This window comes from Gordonia sp. IEGM753, assembly GCF_050321825.1.
In the GTDB taxonomy this organism is placed as follows: Bacteria; Pseudomonadota; Gammaproteobacteria; order Pseudomonadales; family Pseudomonadaceae; genus Aquipseudomonas.
In genome coordinates this window covers 224092-240966 of record NZ_JBNQGB010000008.1, presented here as the reverse complement: position 1 = coordinate 240966, position 16875 = coordinate 224092, and the positions used below count along the sequence as shown (strand labels likewise).

Below are 16875 nucleotides of genomic sequence, written 5' to 3'. Positions count from 1 at the left end.
AACTGTGCCTTGAAGAGTCACGATGCTAGCGTGCCTGACGTTCTCGGAGGGCAGATCTTGACTATCAAAATGGCAATGTTGGCAGGCACTTTTTCAATGGCGTTGGCAGGTTGTGGAACTGCCGTGACGGTTTTGCAGGGTGATGAAGAGGCGGCGCGTAGTCTTCGAAAGCAAAAGACATACTGCCAAACCATTCCTCGTGTCTACAGCGGCATGGCTCATGACTTTTGCTTGCTGCATGCACCACCCGAACCGACCGGTTTCCTTGTACCATTTGTGTTACTTGACCTGACACTGTCAGGTGTATTCGACACCGTTGTCTTGCCTTATACGATTTATCGGCAAGCAGTTGATGGCAGTATCAAGATTTACTGGCGGACGGCTCGCGGATGAGCCGAGGTGAAACTTTCGTTCAAAGTCATCGTTATAGCGCTGATAACCGTAGGGTCATTCCCGGCCTGTTTACGCTATAATCCCGCCCTTTAGCTGTCTCTCGCCGCTTGCGGAGACACATTAATTTTGAGGCGTACGCGCCTGTATGCAGACTAAAGAGGCTAGACCCCTGTGGCATTGACGATTCTTGGCCTGTCCGGCGCCCTTAGCCATGATCCTTCCGCAGCCCTGTACATCGACGGCAAGCTGGTCGCGGCGGCTGAGGAAGAGCGCTTCGTGCGCGATAAACATGCAAAGAACCGCATGCCTTACGAATCGGCAAAGTTCTGCCTTGAGCAGGCTGGCATCAAACCATCCGACGTTGACGTGGTAGCGATTCCGTTCGCTCCGATCAGCCTGTTCGGCAAGGCGCGCTGGCATTACGCCAAGCGCTACTGGTACGCCCCGGACCGCGCACTCGACGCGATTCTGATGGGTAATCGTCGCTACAAACGCTATCGCAACAAGATTGTCTGGTGCCTCGAGCAGCTGGGTTTTGATCCAAAAAAAATCAAGATCGAGCCGGTCGAACATCACCTGGCTCACGCCTCCAGCGCTTACCACTGCTCGGGTTTCAAAGAGAAAACCGCGATCCTGGGAATCGACGGCAAAGGTGAGTACGCGACGACATTCTTCGGTTACGGCGAAAACGGCAAGATCCACAAGATCAAGGAGTTTTTCGATCCGGATTCCTTGGGTGGATTGTATGGCGCGATCACCGAGTTTCTCGGTTTCGAGATGCTCGACGGTGAGTTCAAGGTCATGGGCATGGCGCCTTACGGCGATGCCAGCAAATACGATTTCTCGCGTCTGGCTTCGTTCGAAAATGGCGAATTGGTGATCAACACCGATTACGCCAACGTCATCGGCCTGCGCCGTTATAAAGAGAAGGGCAAGGGTTTCTACTTTTCGCCAAAGTTGATCGAGTGGCTGGGTCCGAAGCGCGAAGGCGATATCGCCGACGAGCCGTACATCCATTACGCGGCAAGCATGCAGGCACTGTTCGAAAAAATCTCGCTGCAGATGATCGACTATTACCTGAGCGACGTACTGAAGGAAACCGGCAAACTGGCCTTCGCTGGCGGCTGTGCGTTGAACGTCAAGCTGAACCAGAAGATCATCGCTCGCGATGATGTCAAAGAGCTGTTCGTACAACCGGCGTCCGGCGACGCTGGCACCGCGGTGGGGGCTGCGGCCTACGTGTCCCATGCCCGTGGCGTGCCGGTCGAGAAGATGGAGCACGTTTACCTCGGCCCGTCCTACAGCAACGAAGACGTGATCGCCGCCTGCGCCCGTCACCCAAGCCAGCCTGTATGGCGCAAGCTTGAAAACATGCCGGAAAAAATCGCCAAGATCATGGTCGACGGTAATCCGGTGGCCTGGTTCCAGGGGCGGATGGAGTTTGGTCCGCGCGCCTTGGGCGGTCGTTCGATCATCGGTTGCCCGAGTGCGACCGGCGTGGCTGATCGCATCAACCATCAAATCAAGTTCCGCGAGCGCTGGAGGCCTTTCTGCCCGTCGATGCTCGACACCGTTGCGCCGCAGATGATCAAGGTTGATCACCCGGCACCCTTCATGACCTTCACCTTTGAAGTGGCTGAAGAATGGAAAACCCGAGTCCCGGAAGTCGTCCATGAAGACGGTACGTCCCGTGCCCAGGTTCTCAAGCGCGAATACAACCCGCGCTACTACGACATGATGAAGGCGCTGGAAGTATTGACCGGCAATGGCGTGTCGTTGAACACCTCGCTCAACCGTCGTGGCGAACCGATGATCTGCTCTCCGACAGACGCCCTCAACATGTTCTTCGGATCGGATCTACAGTATCTGATCATGGAAGACATCCTGGTGGTGAAAGAGGGCGCGGAAGGGTACAGCTTTGACTGAAAGACTGATCAGCGTCGTTATTCCGGCCTACAACTATGCCCAGACCTTGCCGCGGGCAGTGGAGTCGGTACTGGCACAGTTGGATGAGGTCGGGACGGAGCTGCTGGTCATCGATGACGGCTCTACCGATTCAACGCCTGCGGTGGTAGAGAGACTTGTGGCGGAAAACGCCGGACGCTTCCGTGCCTTGCGTAAAGTCAATGGTGGGCTTTCTTCGGTTCGTAATCTCGGTATTGAACAAACCAGCGGGCGCTACCTGGTTTTTCTCGACGCCGATGACGAGATGGCACCCGGTGCCCTGGCTGCTTTGACTCAACACATTGTCGACAACCCTGAAACCCGCTTGGTCATCGGCGGCCACTTGTCGGTGTTCGCTGATGGCAAGCGCAGTTTGCAATGCGTAAAGCCCTTGCCCGCTACGGCGCGGGAGCGAGTGCAAGGCTATCTGCTGGACAAGACCATATCGATTTCGAATGGTGCGTGTGCCATGCATCGCGATGTGTTTGCGCCGGGCAACTACCCGGAGCACCTGCGCAACGTTGAAGATATTCCGGTATTTGCCCAGGTCCTGGCGCGCTTCCCCTGCACCGTTATTGATCGGCCGTTGGCGCTGATCTACAAACATGCCGACAGCATGCGACATGATCTGGTCCAAAGCCTTGCTGCAGGCCCGGAAATGGTCGGCGAAGTGTTCTCTCGTGAGCGCATGCCCGAAGATCTGCATGATATGCGTCAGGCATTTTTGGGGCAGCGCTGTTTGTCGCTGTTCCGTGATTGTTATATGGGCGGCGAATACGCGCTGGCCAAGAAATTCTATCTTCAAGCCTTGCGTGCAGATTGGCGCACGTTTACCCGTTGGTCCTACACACGTAAGGCAGTCCGTCTGCTATTCAGGTGAGTAGGGCTTGACCGAATCAGCCCTGTTTCAGGCCGTTTCACGCTATTTTTTGGATTGTTTGCGCAAGCATTGCGCATGTTATTGAGGGGGCAGGGTGATCGGTACTGGCGGCGAAGTGGGGGCCCGGATCTCCCGGATTATCGGTGAGCACCCGGTCCGGTTGGCATTTTGGGGTAGTCTGCTGCTTTCCCTGATAGCGGTACTCGGCACGGCAACTGTCGGGCGTGATGCTGCGTTTTATATGGATATTGCTCAACAGGTTACACAGCATGGACCGAAAGTAGCCTGGCAGACGTTCGACTGGCCGTGGTTCACCTTCCTGCTCGCCGGGACTCACATCGTCACGCATTTGCCTTTCGAGCTGAGTGCCTACCTGTGGTGTGGCATTTTTCTCGCCGGCACCTGCGCCCTGATGGTCGATTGCGTGCATCAGCGTTCGCCGGAGGCTGCGCGCTGGGCGTGTCTGGTCGTGCTGGCGATGCCGGCGGTTAACGGTTTTCGCAATGACATTATTCGCGAGTTCGGGTTCTGGTTCTTCTGCACGCTAACGCTATGGCTCGCATTGGGCTGGCGAACACACGCCAGTTGGCTACGCGCGACGCTGATTCATCTGGCGATTGTGGCGGCGGCATTGTTTCGCCTGGAAGCCGTGCTGTTGTGGCCGGCGCTCGGGCTCTGGCAGTTGCCAAATCTGTGGTCGCCGACGCGACGCAAGCAAGTATTGCACTTCATGTTGTTGCCGGTTTTGGCGCTGATTGCTGCCTCGTTGTCAGGTGCCTTTTCGGCGGCCCGCGTGACGTTGTACCTGGACATGATCAACCCGCGCAGCGTTTTTAACTCGTTTGAAATGCTGTCTGGCCAATTTGCCGATTCGTTGATCAACAAATACTCGCGGGATGAAGTTGGCCGGATCATTTTCTTCGGCACCCTGGCGTCCATGTTGATTACGTTTGTAAAGCTGATGGGGCCTTTCGCAATTCCGTTTGTCATCCGAAGCAATTGGAGTGCCCTGCGCACCTACTGGCGTGACTACCGCCCATTTGCTTGGGCGGCGTTGCTGTATCTGGTGGTGTTGGTTCTGTTCTTCATCAAAGAGCAGTTCATGAATACGCGCTACCTGAGCTTCCTCAACCTGTTGTTCGTCCCGGTGCTGGCGTTGGGATTGGCAGGCTTTGTCCGGCAGTTTCCGCGCTGGGGCAAGGCGCTGGTGGTGTTGGGTGTTTTGGTGATGTTGTCCAACGTGGTGTCTATCAGTCCAGGCAAGACTCACTACATCGAAGCAGGTCACTGGACGGCGGCCAATATTGAACCCGGCGCACCGGTTTATTACGAGGACGGCCGTATCAGCTATTACGCGGGACGCGGCTATGCGCTCAGCAACATCACTCGTGAACAGGCGATGTCGCCAGAACACTCAGGCGAATATCGTTATTTTCTGATTGATGCGCGTGCCGATGAGCCTTGGTTAAGCGCGTGGCTGGCGGAGCATGACCAGCGCATCATTGCTCGTTTTGCCAATCGCAAAGGCGCGACAGTGCTGGTCATCAGCAAGTAGCGTTTAGCCCACCAGTTGACGCAGGCGCTCGATGAAGGGCGCTTGCCTGTCTACCGGCAGAACCTGGCGATAGCCGTCAATAAAGGTGCTGCCGGCATCGTGACCCAGCAGCCATTGCCGGTCTTCCTTATAGCGCAGCAGATGGGCAAAGTTGCGCAAACGCTTGCTGTCGCCGAGGGCGCGACGCTGGCAGCGCAAGTCGGCAATGTCGATCAGCCCCAATTGATTGTCCGGTGTCAGCACCACATTGCCAAAATGCAGCGATCGGAAGTACACCCCTTTTTCGTGCAGCCGGGCTATGAACGCTCCAAGCTGTGACCTCAGCGTATCCGCCGTTTCGCCAGTGGTTTGCAGTTGGCGTACGGTCATGCCTTCGAGAGGGTCGTAGTACACGCCGTCGCGTTGAATGCTGGGAATGCGATACACCGCGATAACGGTCGGGCACGGGATGCCACGCAGTTCCAGGGCGCGGGTGTTGTCGGCGAAGCGCTGGGCGTAGGGGAAAAACAGCGCAGAACTCAGCAGGCGCTTGCGGCGGAACAGCTTGAGCATGCGTCCATCGGCCAACCTGAGCACTTTGTCGCCGGAGCCGTCGGCCTCCAGTACGTGAGCACCTTTGCGCAGTGCCTCGTAAGTGCTGTGATCAATCGCTTGCATGCCTGACTCCCCCATCATAAGCCGGCTATCTTAACCGACTTGGCCAGAGGCTGGCCCGCCGTCATGTTTATTGGGGAAAAAGGGGCGTGTGATATCATCCGCTCCTCACTGATTTGCGCGGATTCCCATGAGCAGTCCTGAACCGAAAGCCCAGTCTACGCTGGCGATCTATTTCCGCCTTTTGGCTTACGTGCGGCCTTACGTGGGCCTGTTCATTCTGAGCATCGTAGGGTTTTTGATCTTCGCATCGACCCAGCCGATGCTCGCTTATATCCTCAAATACTTCGTTGACGGCCTGGCTAATCCTGAGGCCAGCCTGTTTCCCGGCAACCCTTATCTGGGCAAATTACAGCTACTTGAATCGGTGCCGCTGCTGATCGTTTTGATCGCGGTCTGGCAGGGCGTTGGTTCTTATCTGGGCAACTTCTTCCTGGCGCGGGTTTCCCTGGGCCTGGTCCACGACTTGCGGGTGGTGCTGTTCAACAAGTTGCTGGAGTTGCCGAACCGCTTCTTCGACAAAAACAACTCCGGTCACCTGATCTCCCGTATCACCTTCAACGTGACCATGGTTACCGGTGCCGCGACGGATGCCATCAAGGTCGTGATTCGTGAAGGCATGACCGTTATTTTCCTGTTCTGCACATTGATGTGGATGAACTGGAAACTCACGCTGGTGATGCTGGCGATCCTGCCGTTGATCGGCATGATGGTGAACAGCACCAGCCGTAAATTTCGCAAGCAAAGCAAAAAGATCCAGGTGTCGATGGGCAATGTCACGCACGTTGCTTCCGAGACTATTCACGGCTACCGCGTAGTGCGTAGCTTCGGCGGCGAAACCTATGAAAAGGTCCGCTTCAAGGAAGCCAGCCAAAGTAATACCGACAAGCAACTGGCGATGACCAAGACCGGCGCCGTGTACACACCGATGCTGCAACTGGTGACTTACACCGCCATGGCCATCGTGATGTTCCTGGTGCTGTACCTTCGTGGCGACGCATCGCCCGGCGAGCTGGTGGCTTACATCACCATGGCGGGCCTGTTGCCGAAGCCTATTCGTCAACTCTCCGAGGTCAGTTCCACCATCCAGAAAGGTGTGGCGGGCGCCGAGAGTATTTTCGAGCAATTGGATGAGCCGGCGGAAGTTGATCAAGGCACCGTGGAACACGATCGCCTTGAGGGGCGTCTGGAAGTACGCAACCTGACTTTCCAATACCCGGACAGTGAAAAACAGGTGCTGGACGACATCAGTTTTGTCGTCGAGCCGGGGCAGATGGTTGCGCTGGTCGGACGTTCGGGCAGTGGCAAGTCGACATTGGCGAGCCTGATTCCGCGCTTCTATCAGCATGAGCATGGGCAGATTCTGCTCGACGGCGTCAGGGTTCAGGACTTCACCCTGCGCAGCCTTCGTCGGCAAATTGCCTTGGTGACTCAGCAGGTCACGCTGTTCAACGACACGGTGTCCAACAATATTGCCTACGGCGATCTTGCGGGTTCGCCTGTTGAAGAAGTGCGCCGCGCCGCCAAAGAAGCTTATGCCGATGAGTTCATCGTCAAAATGCCTCAAGGCTATGAAACCATGGTCGGCGAAAACGGCGTGCTGCTTTCGGGCGGCCAGCGTCAGCGTATCGCCATCGCCCGAGCCTTGCTCAAGGATGCGCCGCTGCTGATTCTCGACGAGGCCACGTCGGCCCTCGACACCGAGTCCGAGCGCCATATTCAGGCCGCGCTGGATCAAGTGGTGAAGAACCGTACAACACTGGTGATTGCTCATCGCTTGACCACTATCGAGAAGGCTGACCTGATTCTGGTCATGGATGAAGGTCGCATCGTCGAGCGTGGTAGTCACCTGGAGTTGCTGGCGCTTAATGGTTACTACTCGCGCCTGCACGCCAAAGAGTTTGAAGAGGGTGACGAGGTTCAGCCGACACACGTGATTGGCGCATGTTGAAACTGTTTCGAGCCTGGCGCGAACGTGGCTGGGTAGACATTGATCGCGACACCTACGCGCAGGCCTGGCAGCGTTTTGGCGGCAGCTTCGCCACTCATCCGCAGGTCGTCGAACGCTTGTCGACGTTCGTGCAGATCGAGTTGCGCTACCTTGGCTGGGTGGTAAACGGTGAAGTGGTTGCGGCCGTCCCTTGCTGGGGCAGCCACGTTGCGTTGTCCAAGCAAGTGCTCAAGCGCGAGGGCAAGCGCGGACTGCTGGACATGGGCAATGCCGAAATTATCTTGCCCGTCGCCGCACAAGCCATCGTGCCGCTACGGCAGCGTGTCAGCTATGTCTCGGAGCTCAATGCCGGGCGGATCAGCACCTTGCGGGCTCAGCCCCAAGGTCTGGCCATGGCGCGAACGCCTGAAGACTATTCGAAAAAATTCCGCTACAACCAGCGCCGTGAACAGCGCTTGCTGGAGGAGGCGGGCGGCTCGCTTGTTCCGATGTCCGATCTTTCGCCGCAGCAGCAAGCAGGCGCTTACGGCGACCTGTTCCAGCGCCGCTGGGGGTTTGAAGTGCCCGGCAAGGCCGGTTTGGTTGAAGTATTTACCTTGCTGCGCGAGTTCATGACCGGTTCATTGGTAATGCTGGATTCGGCGCCTATCGCCGTGCAGATTCTGTATCGCGTCGAGGCGCCGGAGTGGATTTCCCTCGAGTACATCAACGGCGGCGTTGACCCGCAAAATCGCGAATTCAGCCCGGGCAGTGTGCTCAGTTTCGTCAATACCCAGCATGCTTGGGAAGAGGCGCGAGCGCTGGGTAAAACGCTGCGTTATTCATTCGGTCGCGCTGACCGGGAATATAAGGATCGCTGGTGCCAGACGGTGCCGGTCTACCAGGTCTGAATTCATGAGTGCTCGCAAACAACGGCTTCTCAAGACACACCGACGAAACAAGCGGATATTCCTGATCGCTCTGCTACTGATGCTGGCTGTAGTGGGCTTTTGCATCGGCTGGTGGACAGTACCGCTGCTGGTGGTATTGGCCTGGGTGGCTCACGAAGCGTGGTTTGCCGATCACCTTTTCTATCGGGCTTCGGACGACTATCAGTACCGCTTTCCTGCGGGCACTCCTTCCCACCCCGTTAAAATCGAGGGCGAATGGGTAGTCCTGAGCGAGCCGTTGGCGGAAGGCGAGACCCTGATACTTGAGCTTGAGCTGACGACAACGTGGCTGGGCCGCTGGCTCGATCCGTTCGTTGAGGTCGGCGACGACCGCCAGGACTTCGAACGTGGCGTCAAAGGGCGGCGTTTCCTGAACATCTCGGGTCAGGGCGTAGCGCTTGTACAAGGTTCGCTGGCGGTACGGGGTCGCTATTGCTCGCTGCCTGCCTCGGGCACGTTGTGGGTCATGGCCAACCCGGATTACGCACAGCAACGGGTGATGGTCGTGGCGCCTCACGCCGATGATGCCGAACTGGCGGCTTTCGGTCTTTACAGTCGCAGCGAAGAGGCAAGCATCGTCACCCTGACGCAAGGTGAAATCGAAGCTGAGGATTATCAGCGCTTGGGCCTGGATGAGGCTCAAGCGGCGCGCCTCAAGGGGCGTTTGCGCAGTTGGGATAGCCTGGCTATTCCGCTGTGGGGCGGGGTTCCCGCCAGTCATTGCGCGCAGTTGGGGTATTACTGCCTGCAATTGCCACTGATGGCGCTGGAGCCCGGAAAGCCATTCGGTTCGCGCGAATCCACAGACAGTGATGTGCGTCACGTGCGCCGACAAAATCCGCTGCGGTTGCCGGCTGATTCCGATGGTGCACCGACCTGGCAAAACCTGATCGCCGACCTGGTGGCGCTGCTCGAGCATTTTCGCCCGCAAGTGATCGTCACGCCCCATCCGGAGCTGGACCCCCATAGCGATCATGTCGCCGCGACCGAGGCCATTGTGCAGGCCATCGCCAAGAGTGCCTGGAAGCCTGCGACGCTGTTGATGTACGCCAACCATTTGCATGATAACGACCGTTGGCCCATGGGTCCGGCCGGTGCAGGCATTGCCTTGCCGCCGGCCATCGAGGCGCTGCCGGCCGATAAATTGTGGAGCCCGTTACTGTCCAAAGAAGTGCAAATGGATAAGGCCATGGCCTTGGCCATGGAGCACGATCTGCAAGGCCCTCTGCTGTTCAAGCGCCAATTGCGACGTTTGATTCAGCATGTTTTAGCCGGGCGACGCTGGCCCGCAACAGGCAGTAACGAGTTTTTCCGCAAGGCTGTGCGCCGTCATGAATTGTTCTGGGTACGCGACCTTTCAGATTGAAGCGGATGGCGCTTTACCCTGTGTTAGTATCGCGCCCCTGTTAATTTTGTATGCGGGTTGCTCCATGAAGTTGTCCATGCCGCGATTCGATCAAGCCCCTGTCCTTGTAGTCGGCGATGTCATGCTCGACCGTTACTGGCACGGTGGTACCTCACGGATTTCTCCTGAGGCACCCGTTCCGGTAGTCAAGGTCGAGCAAATCGAGGATCGCCCGGGCGGTGCCGCCAACGTCGCACTGAACATTGCCGCACTCGGTGCACCAGCCTCCCTTGTCGGTGTAACCGGCGACGATGAAGCTGCCGATAGCTTGGTCAATAGCCTCAAGGGCGCTGGCGTGCGCGCGTTGTTCCAACGCATTGCGCACCAGCCCACCATCGTAAAATTGCGGGTAATGAGCCGGCACCAGCAGCTGCTGCGTATCGACTTCGAAGAGCCCTTTGCCACCGACGCCCAGGCGCTGGTCGCGCAAGTCGAAGAACTGCTCGAAGGTATCAAGGTGCTGGTGTTGTCCGACTACGGCAAAGGTGCGTTGAAAAACCATCAAGTGCTGATTCAGGCCGCCCGCGCGCGTGGCATTCCGGTGCTCGCCGACCCCAAGGGCAAGGATTTCTCGATCTACCGGGGCGCGAGCCTTATTACGCCTAACCTCAGTGAATTCGAAACCATCGTCGGCGGTTGCGTCGATGAGCACGAACTCGTGAGCAAAGGCGCGCAGTTGATGCACGACCTTGACCTCGGCGCCTTGCTGGTCACGCGCGGCGAGCACGGTATGACCTTGCTGCGCCCGGATCATCCGGCACTGCATTTGCCGGCGCGAGCCCGTGAAGTGTTCGATGTCACCGGCGCGGGCGATACCGTGATTTCGACCCTGGCAGCAGCCATTGCCGCAGGTGAAGAACTGCCACACGCGGTCGCCTTGGCCAACCTGGCCGCTGGCATCGTGGTTGGCAAACTCGGTACTGCAGCTATCAGCGCACCGGAACTACGTCGCGCCATCCAGCGCGAAGAAGGTTCCGAGCGCGGTGTGCTGGGCATCGAACAATTGTTGCTGGCGGTCGACGATGCGCGTGCGCATAAAGAGAAGATCGTCTTTACTAACGGCTGCTTCGATATTCTGCATGCCGGTCACGTGACTTACCTCGAACAAGCGCGCGCTCAAGGGGATCGCCTTATCGTTGCGGTCAACGATGACGCTTCGGTCAGCCGGCTGAAAGGGCCGGGCCGTCCGATCAACAGTGTCGATCGCCGCATGGCTGTATTGGCAGGGTTGGGCGCGGTAGATTGGGTGATCAGTTTTGCTGAAGGCACCCCTGAAAACCTGCTGCGCCAAGTCAAGCCAGACGTACTGGTGAAGGGCGGGGATTACGGCATCGAACAGGTCGTTGGCGCTGACATCGTTACCGCTTACGGTGGAACGGTGAAAGTGCTGGGCTTGGTGGAAAACAGCTCGACCACCGCCATTGTCGAGAAGATTCGCAGCCATTGATCAGGTGATTTGCTCACTTATGTGCCGGGTGGGGGCGGGCACAGTTTCAGATACTTCCCGCCCGACCGGTACACACCCAGTGCGTTGGTAAATTAATTTATGAAAGTCATGCTTCTGGTGATGGACGAACAGCGAGTTATTCTCGACCGTTTGTACGAAATCGTGCAGCAGAACTGCGATGAGTGTGATGTCTATCGCCTAAGCAAAGAACAACAGATGAACCTTGGTCCGTTCCTCACTTCGGTGAATTATCAGAACTTCGACCGAGTGGTGATTTTTTCGAGACTCAAGCGCCTGGACCGGCAACTCAGTTTATTGAAGTGCATTCCCGGGCTGGTGTTTCTCGAGCACGACGCCTATCAAAACTACATGCCTGACAGTAAGTACTACGGCGCGTATTCGCGCCTTTACTGTCGTTTACCCAGCGCTCGCGCGTTGGTCTCGGGTGCTGTGGTTGCGCGTCGTATGCAAGCCGAAAACATTGACGCCGTATTCGTCTCCAAGGGTTATGACGAACAAATGCTGCGCAATACCGGTGGTGTTCGCGACATACCCATTGGGTTTCTCGGCAGTCTGAAAAGTACTGAATATGCACAGCGCAAAGCGCTCCTGGAGTCGTTGGCGCAACGTACCGGCATGTTGGTGACGCGTACCAAGTCCGGTGCCGAATACCTCGAAACGCTCAATCGAATCAAGATTTTCGTCAGTGCCGATATCGGCATGGGCGAATTCATGATCAAGAACTTCGAAGCGATGGCATGTGGGTGCGTCCTGTTAGCCTGGAGCCAGGGTGAAGAAGACGCACTGCTAGGGTTCGAGGATATGCACAACACCGTGTTCTATCACAGCGAAGACGAAGCGGTGGAGAAGCTCAAGTTACTGCAGAGTGACCCTGAGCTGGCTTCGCGGATCGCCAGTAATGGCCAGGCATTCGCAGAGAACCAATACTCCTTCGCGCGTGTGGGACGGGCTCTCGCTGTCGAGATACAGCGGGAAATGCGCCCTTGGCAACCACCTTCGGTACTAACCCGTTTGTGGGCCAGGCTACGCCACAGGATCAAGGTTGCAGGGTAGATGACGGACCTTCAATCGCTCCAGACCTGCGCGGAAATGGACCTGGATGCACTGCCTGGCGGCCATCAACCTGTTTTCGATGCGCTGCCAATAGAGCTCAAAGAATGCCTGCGCAACGCCTCGCGTGTGTTGTTGGTGGCCAACAACCCGGCAATTACGGCCGCTGACTTTGAGGCGCTGAATATCGGCGTCGATGATGTTGTCGTCAGTTTTAATACCTGTGTGAAATCTGCGTTGCTCAGCCCGCTGAGCGTGAATGTTTTTGTGCATGGTTTTAATGCCCCGGATGCTTATTTTTTTGGCCTTCCTTATGGGCCTCAAGTGCAGCAACTGTTTGAACAACCGGGCACCCGTTGCTTCACGATGTTGGTCGGTTGCACGGGCGCACTTTGTGCTATGCCGCAAGTGACTCTTTACTGGGAGCGTATTCCGCTGCCGCCGCTGTGGAACTACCCGGTCGATCGGCCGGGAGGTAAACGCTATGTCGGGCCCTCCACCGGATTTAATGCGTTGGTGCTGTTCGATTGGCTGCGCGGGCATGCCGGCTACACCTACCAACTCATGACGCTGGGGTTTTCCAACGAAGCAGGGAAACTTTGGGGCGGGCACGCCTGGGATTACGAGCGCGACTGGTTGAGCAAGTCCAATGTCGTCAGTATTCAACTGCAGCCTCGGCGCAAGCGTTGGTGGCAGGTGTTACTGGGCCGTACATGAATAGTCAGAGGCTTGTTATTTTTTGGGGTGTGGTCGAGTGTTAAAAGTTGCGGTCGCTTTTTTTGGTATCCCTAGAAATTCGGAAATCTGCTTTCCCTCCATTCAAGAAAACGTTCTTGCGCAATTGCCTGCGAACAGTGACGTGAAGTGCTTCTACCACCTCTACGAAATCCAGGAAATACAGAACCAGCGTTCGGGTGAAATGGGTGAGTTGAAGGCCGATAACTACGAGCCCTTTCACGGCATGACTGGAGTGCTCGCCTCAACTGACGGCGTACTTGAGCGCTGGGACTTCGAACGAGTCAAAGCGCTTGGCGATACGTGGGCGGACGAGCATGCGTCGCTCCGAAACCTGATCTATCAGCTGAATTCCCTGCACACCGTCACCGCCATGATGGAGTCTTTCGATCCTGATTTTGTGGTGTTTGTGCGCCCCGACAATTTCTATCACTCCCCGCTGCCGGCTTACGTGTTCGCGCATCCCGCTGCTCGGCGACGCAATGTCTACATTCCTGATTGGCAGTGGTGGGGAGGATTGAACGATCGGTTCGCCATTTGCGGCCGAGATGCGTACCAGGCCTATGGAAAGCGCATCGAACACATCTTCGATTTTTGTGAGGCCACCGGAAGAAAGCTGCATTCCGAGCGGTTGCTGAAATACGTTCTGCAAAAGGCCGGTGCACGGGTCTGCACCATGGACACGAGAGCGTCGCGAGTTCGTATCAATGGCGCGTTTGCTGATGAGTCGTTTTCGCCGAAGCGTGGAATGGGCAAGCGAGAGAATCGCTATTTCCATCTGTTTGCCCGGCTGCGCACGATGATGGACCGCTGGCGATCGAAACACGCTTGAGGTCAGGCGTATAACTTGCCGGACTCGTTACTTTTCTACGGTTCTGCGCACCAGTCCTACCAGGCGCAGTGCCTTGGCTTTCAGGCGGACCAGCCCTTGGCGCTGGGCTTTTGGAACTCCCAACCCTTGTTGAATCACCCAGTCTTTCCAGCGGATGCGTTCTTCACGGACTACCCAGCCGTCCTGAGTTGCAAAGCTCTCTGCCAGGTAAAGTCCTCGGGTGCTGGCTGTTACCAGTTTGTCGCGTTTGAGGGTGTACAACTCGGGTAGCGGCACGCCATCTTCAAGCGGCATCAGGTACAGATCGGGACGCTTGCGATCAAGCCGTGCAACCAATTGATCACCCTCCAGACGCTCGTCGACATGGAACAAACTCAAGGATTTGGCTTCCTTGGGCACTTCCAGTCGCAGGTCATAAATAAGCTGCAGTGAAGCGGTCGGCAAGTGCACATAAGCACGCGGGCGCTCGATCAATTGCATGTTGGCGCAGCGCACCGGCCGCGCCGAACCAGACAAAGGTGTCAGGCGAAACGGCAGGGCTTCACGGTAGTGCAGAGCGGAGGCGTAAGGCGCTGGCAGCCAAGTGTCGTTGAAGCGTCCACCGAGCCAGCCTTCCGGCGTTTCCAGCAGGCATTCTTCGGCGATCTCTTGGATGGCCGTGTGCAGCGGCAGGTTCAGTTCGTGAGCCGGAACATAGCCAGAGATCAACTTCAGCACCACATCGCCACGGTCTTGCCGACGTTGACGAACCAGCACCCAGTAATCGCGACCCTGCCAATGCAGGGTCAGGCGCACCGAAACCCCAAGGTTGGCCAACTCCAGCGCGAACCTTTCGTTGTCGGCCACCGCCACCGGGCGCCGACGTTGCAGGGTCTGGGAGAAATTCAACGGCATCCCGACGCTCTGATAACTCAGGCCTTCGGGTGTCGCTTCGACGAATAACGGCAGGGTCTTGAAGTTGCTCGGGTTCTTTCTGATGAGCGTACGCGGCATGTCGGCTCCTGCTTAAGGCCGCGTGGGCGGCGTCAATTTCTACGTAGGACCTGGGCAACAGTCGAGACGTTGTGGGCGAGGTGCAGCGGATTGATGGTGCCGACAATAGCACTGGCGACGCCGGGGTGTTCAAACAACAATTCGAAACTGGCAAGCACCGGGTCCACGCCCGGGCTCAGGCATACATGACCGCTGGCGAGGGCTTTTTTTACCAGGATGGCTTTGCCGTGAGCAGCAGCATAGTCAATGACCGGTTTCTCGTTCTGTTGGTTCAGATTGTAGGTGACCATCGCGCAATCGCCTTGCTCCAGAGCCTTCAAACCGCCTTCGACGGTTTTGCCGGAAAAACCGAAGCCACGGATTTTTCCTTCAGTCTTCAGCTCGGCGAGGGTTGCATAGACTTCGCTGTCATCGAGGATGGCCAGATCGTTGCCGTCGGAGTGCACCAGTACCAGGTCGATAAAATCCGTTTCCAGACGTTTCAGGCTGCGCTCCACCGACAGTCGCGTATGAGCCGCGCTGAAGTCGTGACTTGATTGGCCGTTGGTAAACTCTTCACCGACCTTACTGACGATCACCCAATCCTGACGCTGACCGCGCAACAATGGGCCGAGGCGTTCTTCGCTGCGGCCATAGGCCGGGGCGGTGTCGATCAGGTTGATGCCCATGTTGTGCGCCAGTTTCAGCAGCATGCGCGCTTCATCGTCGTTCGGGATCTGGAAGCCGTTGGGGTACTTCACGCCTTGGTCGCGGCCGAGTTTTACCGTGCCCAGGCCTAATGGCGACACCAGCAGACCAGTGCTGCCCAATGGGCGATGGAAATCGTGCAGGGTTGGTTGGCTCATGGCAGCAGTTGATCCCAGGCAGGCACGCCCATCGGTGGTGTTGGCAGGGCCGGCAACACCGGTGCCGGACCTGGTTGAATGCCGTCGCGCGCGAGACTGGTAATCACGCGGTCGGCGAAGTCCGGCGCCAGAGCCAGTTTGGTCGGCCATCCGACCAGCAATTTGCCCTCTTCGGCAAGAAACGCGTTGTCGGGCCGTGTCAGCCCAGACTGCAGCGGCTCGGCGCGATCCACGCGCAAGGTCGCCCATTGAGTCGTGCTCAGGTCGATCCACGGCAGTAACTGGCCCACTTCTTTTTGTGCTGTCGCTATTTGCGCGGCGGGCTCGCGGGCCACGCCTTCGGCTTCGGCGATATCGCCGCCCAGATACCAGACCCACTGGCCATCGGCCGCCGGGTGCGTGGTTACGGTAATACGCGGTTTGGTGCCGCCTCCCAGGCAGTGTGCGTACAGCGGTTTGAGGCCTGGCCCTTTGGCGATGATCATGTGCAGCGGGCGGCGTTGCATCGCAGGTTTGCTCAGCCCAAGCGCTTCCAGGAGTGCCGCTGTGCCGGCACCGGCACTGAGGACGATGCGCTGGGCGCGGATCTCGCGTTCATCGACCTTCAGGCCGACCAGTATTCCACCTTCCAGCAACGGCTGGATGTCTTGGCCCGCAAGCAAGCCATCACCCGCCAGGTCAGCGAGACGCTGGATCAGGCTCGGCACATCGACTACCAGCTCTGCCAATCGGTAAACCTTGCCCTTGAAGCGCTTGTCTTGCAGCGCGGGCGGCAATTGGTCGCCCGTGACCTGGTCGACACGGCCGCGCACCGCTTTGCTGGCGAAGAAACTGGTGAGGTTGCCGGCCAGTGTGCCGGGGGACCATAAGTAATGAGCTTCGGACAACAGGCGCACGCCCGACAGGTCCAGTTCGCCGTCACCGGCCAATGCTTCACGCCACCGGCGCGGCATGTCGGCGATGGCTTCCGAGGCGCCGGTCAGCGCCCCGTGTAGCGCATATTTGGCGCCGCCGTGAATGATGCCTTGCGACTTCACGCTTTGCCCGCCACCCAGGCTGGCATTTTCCACCAGCACGGTCGAAAACCCCTGACGGCGCAGACGTGCATTCAGCCAGAGGCCGGCGACACCAGCGCCGACAATCAGAACGTCGGTGGAAATTACGGATGGCATGCAGCGACCTCAGTGTTCAAGACGAGGTCGCAGTATACAGACTCAAAGATTGGGGGGCTGTAGCACATG

At 57.6% G+C, this 16875-nt stretch carries 15 protein-coding genes; 11 read left to right on the top strand and 4 right to left on the bottom strand.

Annotated features, from left to right (window positions below):
- Positions 1-57 precede the first annotated feature (57 nt).
- From ACQR3R_RS28330 to ACQR3R_RS28315, 4 genes are all read left to right on the top strand, one after another.
- Entirely contained in the window at positions 58-393 is a 336-nt protein-coding gene (locus ACQR3R_RS28330) for a YceK/YidQ family lipoprotein (RefSeq protein WP_428277637.1), read from the top strand.
- 171 nt (positions 394-564) lie between these two features.
- A complete protein-coding gene (locus ACQR3R_RS28325) occupies positions 565-2319 on the top strand; it encodes a carbamoyltransferase C-terminal domain-containing protein (protein WP_428277635.1) in 1755 nt (584 codons plus the stop codon).
- Positions 2312-3217, top strand: a complete 906-nt coding sequence (locus tag ACQR3R_RS28320; protein WP_428277633.1) for a glycosyltransferase — start codon at positions 2312-2314, stop codon at positions 3215-3217. Before ACQR3R_RS28325 ends, ACQR3R_RS28320 begins: the two co-directional genes overlap by 8 nt.
- A 94-nt stretch (positions 3218-3311) precedes the next feature.
- Complete coding sequence (locus tag ACQR3R_RS28315; protein ID WP_428277631.1) at positions 3312-4772, top strand: hypothetical protein; 1461 nt, start codon at positions 3312-3314, stop codon at positions 4770-4772.
- A 3-nt stretch (positions 4773-4775) separates the two neighbouring features.
- On the opposite strand, the gene ACQR3R_RS28310 is transcribed toward ACQR3R_RS28315, so the two are convergent.
- Positions 4776-5429 (bottom strand): lipopolysaccharide kinase InaA family protein, encoded by a 654-nt coding sequence (locus ACQR3R_RS28310; RefSeq protein WP_428277629.1) that lies wholly within the window; start codon positions 5427-5429, stop codon positions 4776-4778.
- Positions 5430-5556: 127 nt separating this feature from the next.
- Here ACQR3R_RS28310 and msbA point away from each other — a divergent pair, with 127 nt between their 5' ends.
- From msbA to ACQR3R_RS28275, 7 genes are all read left to right on the top strand, one after another.
- Positions 5557-7377 (top strand): lipid A export permease/ATP-binding protein MsbA, encoded by a 1821-nt coding sequence (gene msbA / locus ACQR3R_RS28305; protein ID WP_428277627.1) that lies wholly within the window; start codon positions 5557-5559, stop codon positions 7375-7377.
- Positions 7371-8267: a GNAT family N-acetyltransferase gene (locus tag ACQR3R_RS28300; RefSeq protein WP_428277625.1), complete on the top strand. Its 897-nt coding sequence runs from the start codon at positions 7371-7373 to the stop codon at positions 8265-8267. The genes msbA and ACQR3R_RS28300 overlap by 7 nt, the downstream gene beginning before the upstream one ends.
- Positions 8268-8271: 4 nt before the next feature.
- On the top strand, positions 8272-9672 hold the full coding sequence (locus tag ACQR3R_RS28295; RefSeq protein ID WP_428277623.1) for a PIG-L family deacetylase: 1401 nt from the start codon (positions 8272-8274) through the stop codon (positions 9670-9672).
- Between the two features lie 76 nt (positions 9673-9748).
- Positions 9749-11158, top strand: coding sequence for a bifunctional D-glycero-beta-D-manno-heptose-7-phosphate kinase/D-glycero-beta-D-manno-heptose 1-phosphate adenylyltransferase HldE (gene hldE / locus ACQR3R_RS28290; RefSeq protein WP_428277621.1), 1410 nt, complete (start codon positions 9749-9751; stop codon positions 11156-11158).
- 99 nt (positions 11159-11257) lie between these two features.
- Positions 11258-12232, top strand: a complete 975-nt coding sequence (locus tag ACQR3R_RS28285) for a glycosyltransferase family protein (RefSeq protein WP_428277619.1) — start codon at positions 11258-11260, stop codon at positions 12230-12232.
- On the top strand, positions 12233-12946 hold the full coding sequence (locus ACQR3R_RS28280) for a hypothetical protein (RefSeq protein ID WP_428277617.1): 714 nt from the start codon (positions 12233-12235) through the stop codon (positions 12944-12946).
- Between the two features lie 37 nt (positions 12947-12983).
- Entirely contained in the window at positions 12984-13796 is an 813-nt protein-coding gene (locus tag ACQR3R_RS28275) for a hypothetical protein (protein WP_428277615.1), read from the top strand.
- 27 nt (positions 13797-13823) lie between these two features.
- Here the strand turns inward: ACQR3R_RS28275 and ACQR3R_RS28270 are convergent, their stop codons facing one another.
- Genes ACQR3R_RS28270 through ACQR3R_RS28260 form a run of 3 tightly spaced genes read right to left on the bottom strand, consistent with a single transcriptional unit; the run spans position 13824 to position 16806 of the window.
- Positions 13824-14789, bottom strand: a complete 966-nt coding sequence (locus ACQR3R_RS28270) for a hypothetical protein (RefSeq protein WP_428277613.1) — start codon at positions 14787-14789, stop codon at positions 13824-13826.
- A gap of 32 nt (positions 14790-14821) precedes the next feature.
- Positions 14822-15634 (bottom strand): aldo/keto reductase, encoded by an 813-nt coding sequence (locus ACQR3R_RS28265; RefSeq protein ID WP_428277611.1) that lies wholly within the window; start codon positions 15632-15634, stop codon positions 14822-14824.
- Positions 15631-16806 carry an FAD-dependent oxidoreductase gene (locus ACQR3R_RS28260; RefSeq protein ID WP_428277609.1) on the bottom strand — a complete coding sequence of 392 codons (1176 nt, stop codon included), beginning with the start codon at positions 16804-16806 and terminating at the stop codon, positions 15631-15633. Before ACQR3R_RS28260 ends, ACQR3R_RS28265 begins: the two co-directional genes overlap by 4 nt.
- Positions 16807-16875 lie beyond the last annotated feature (69 nt).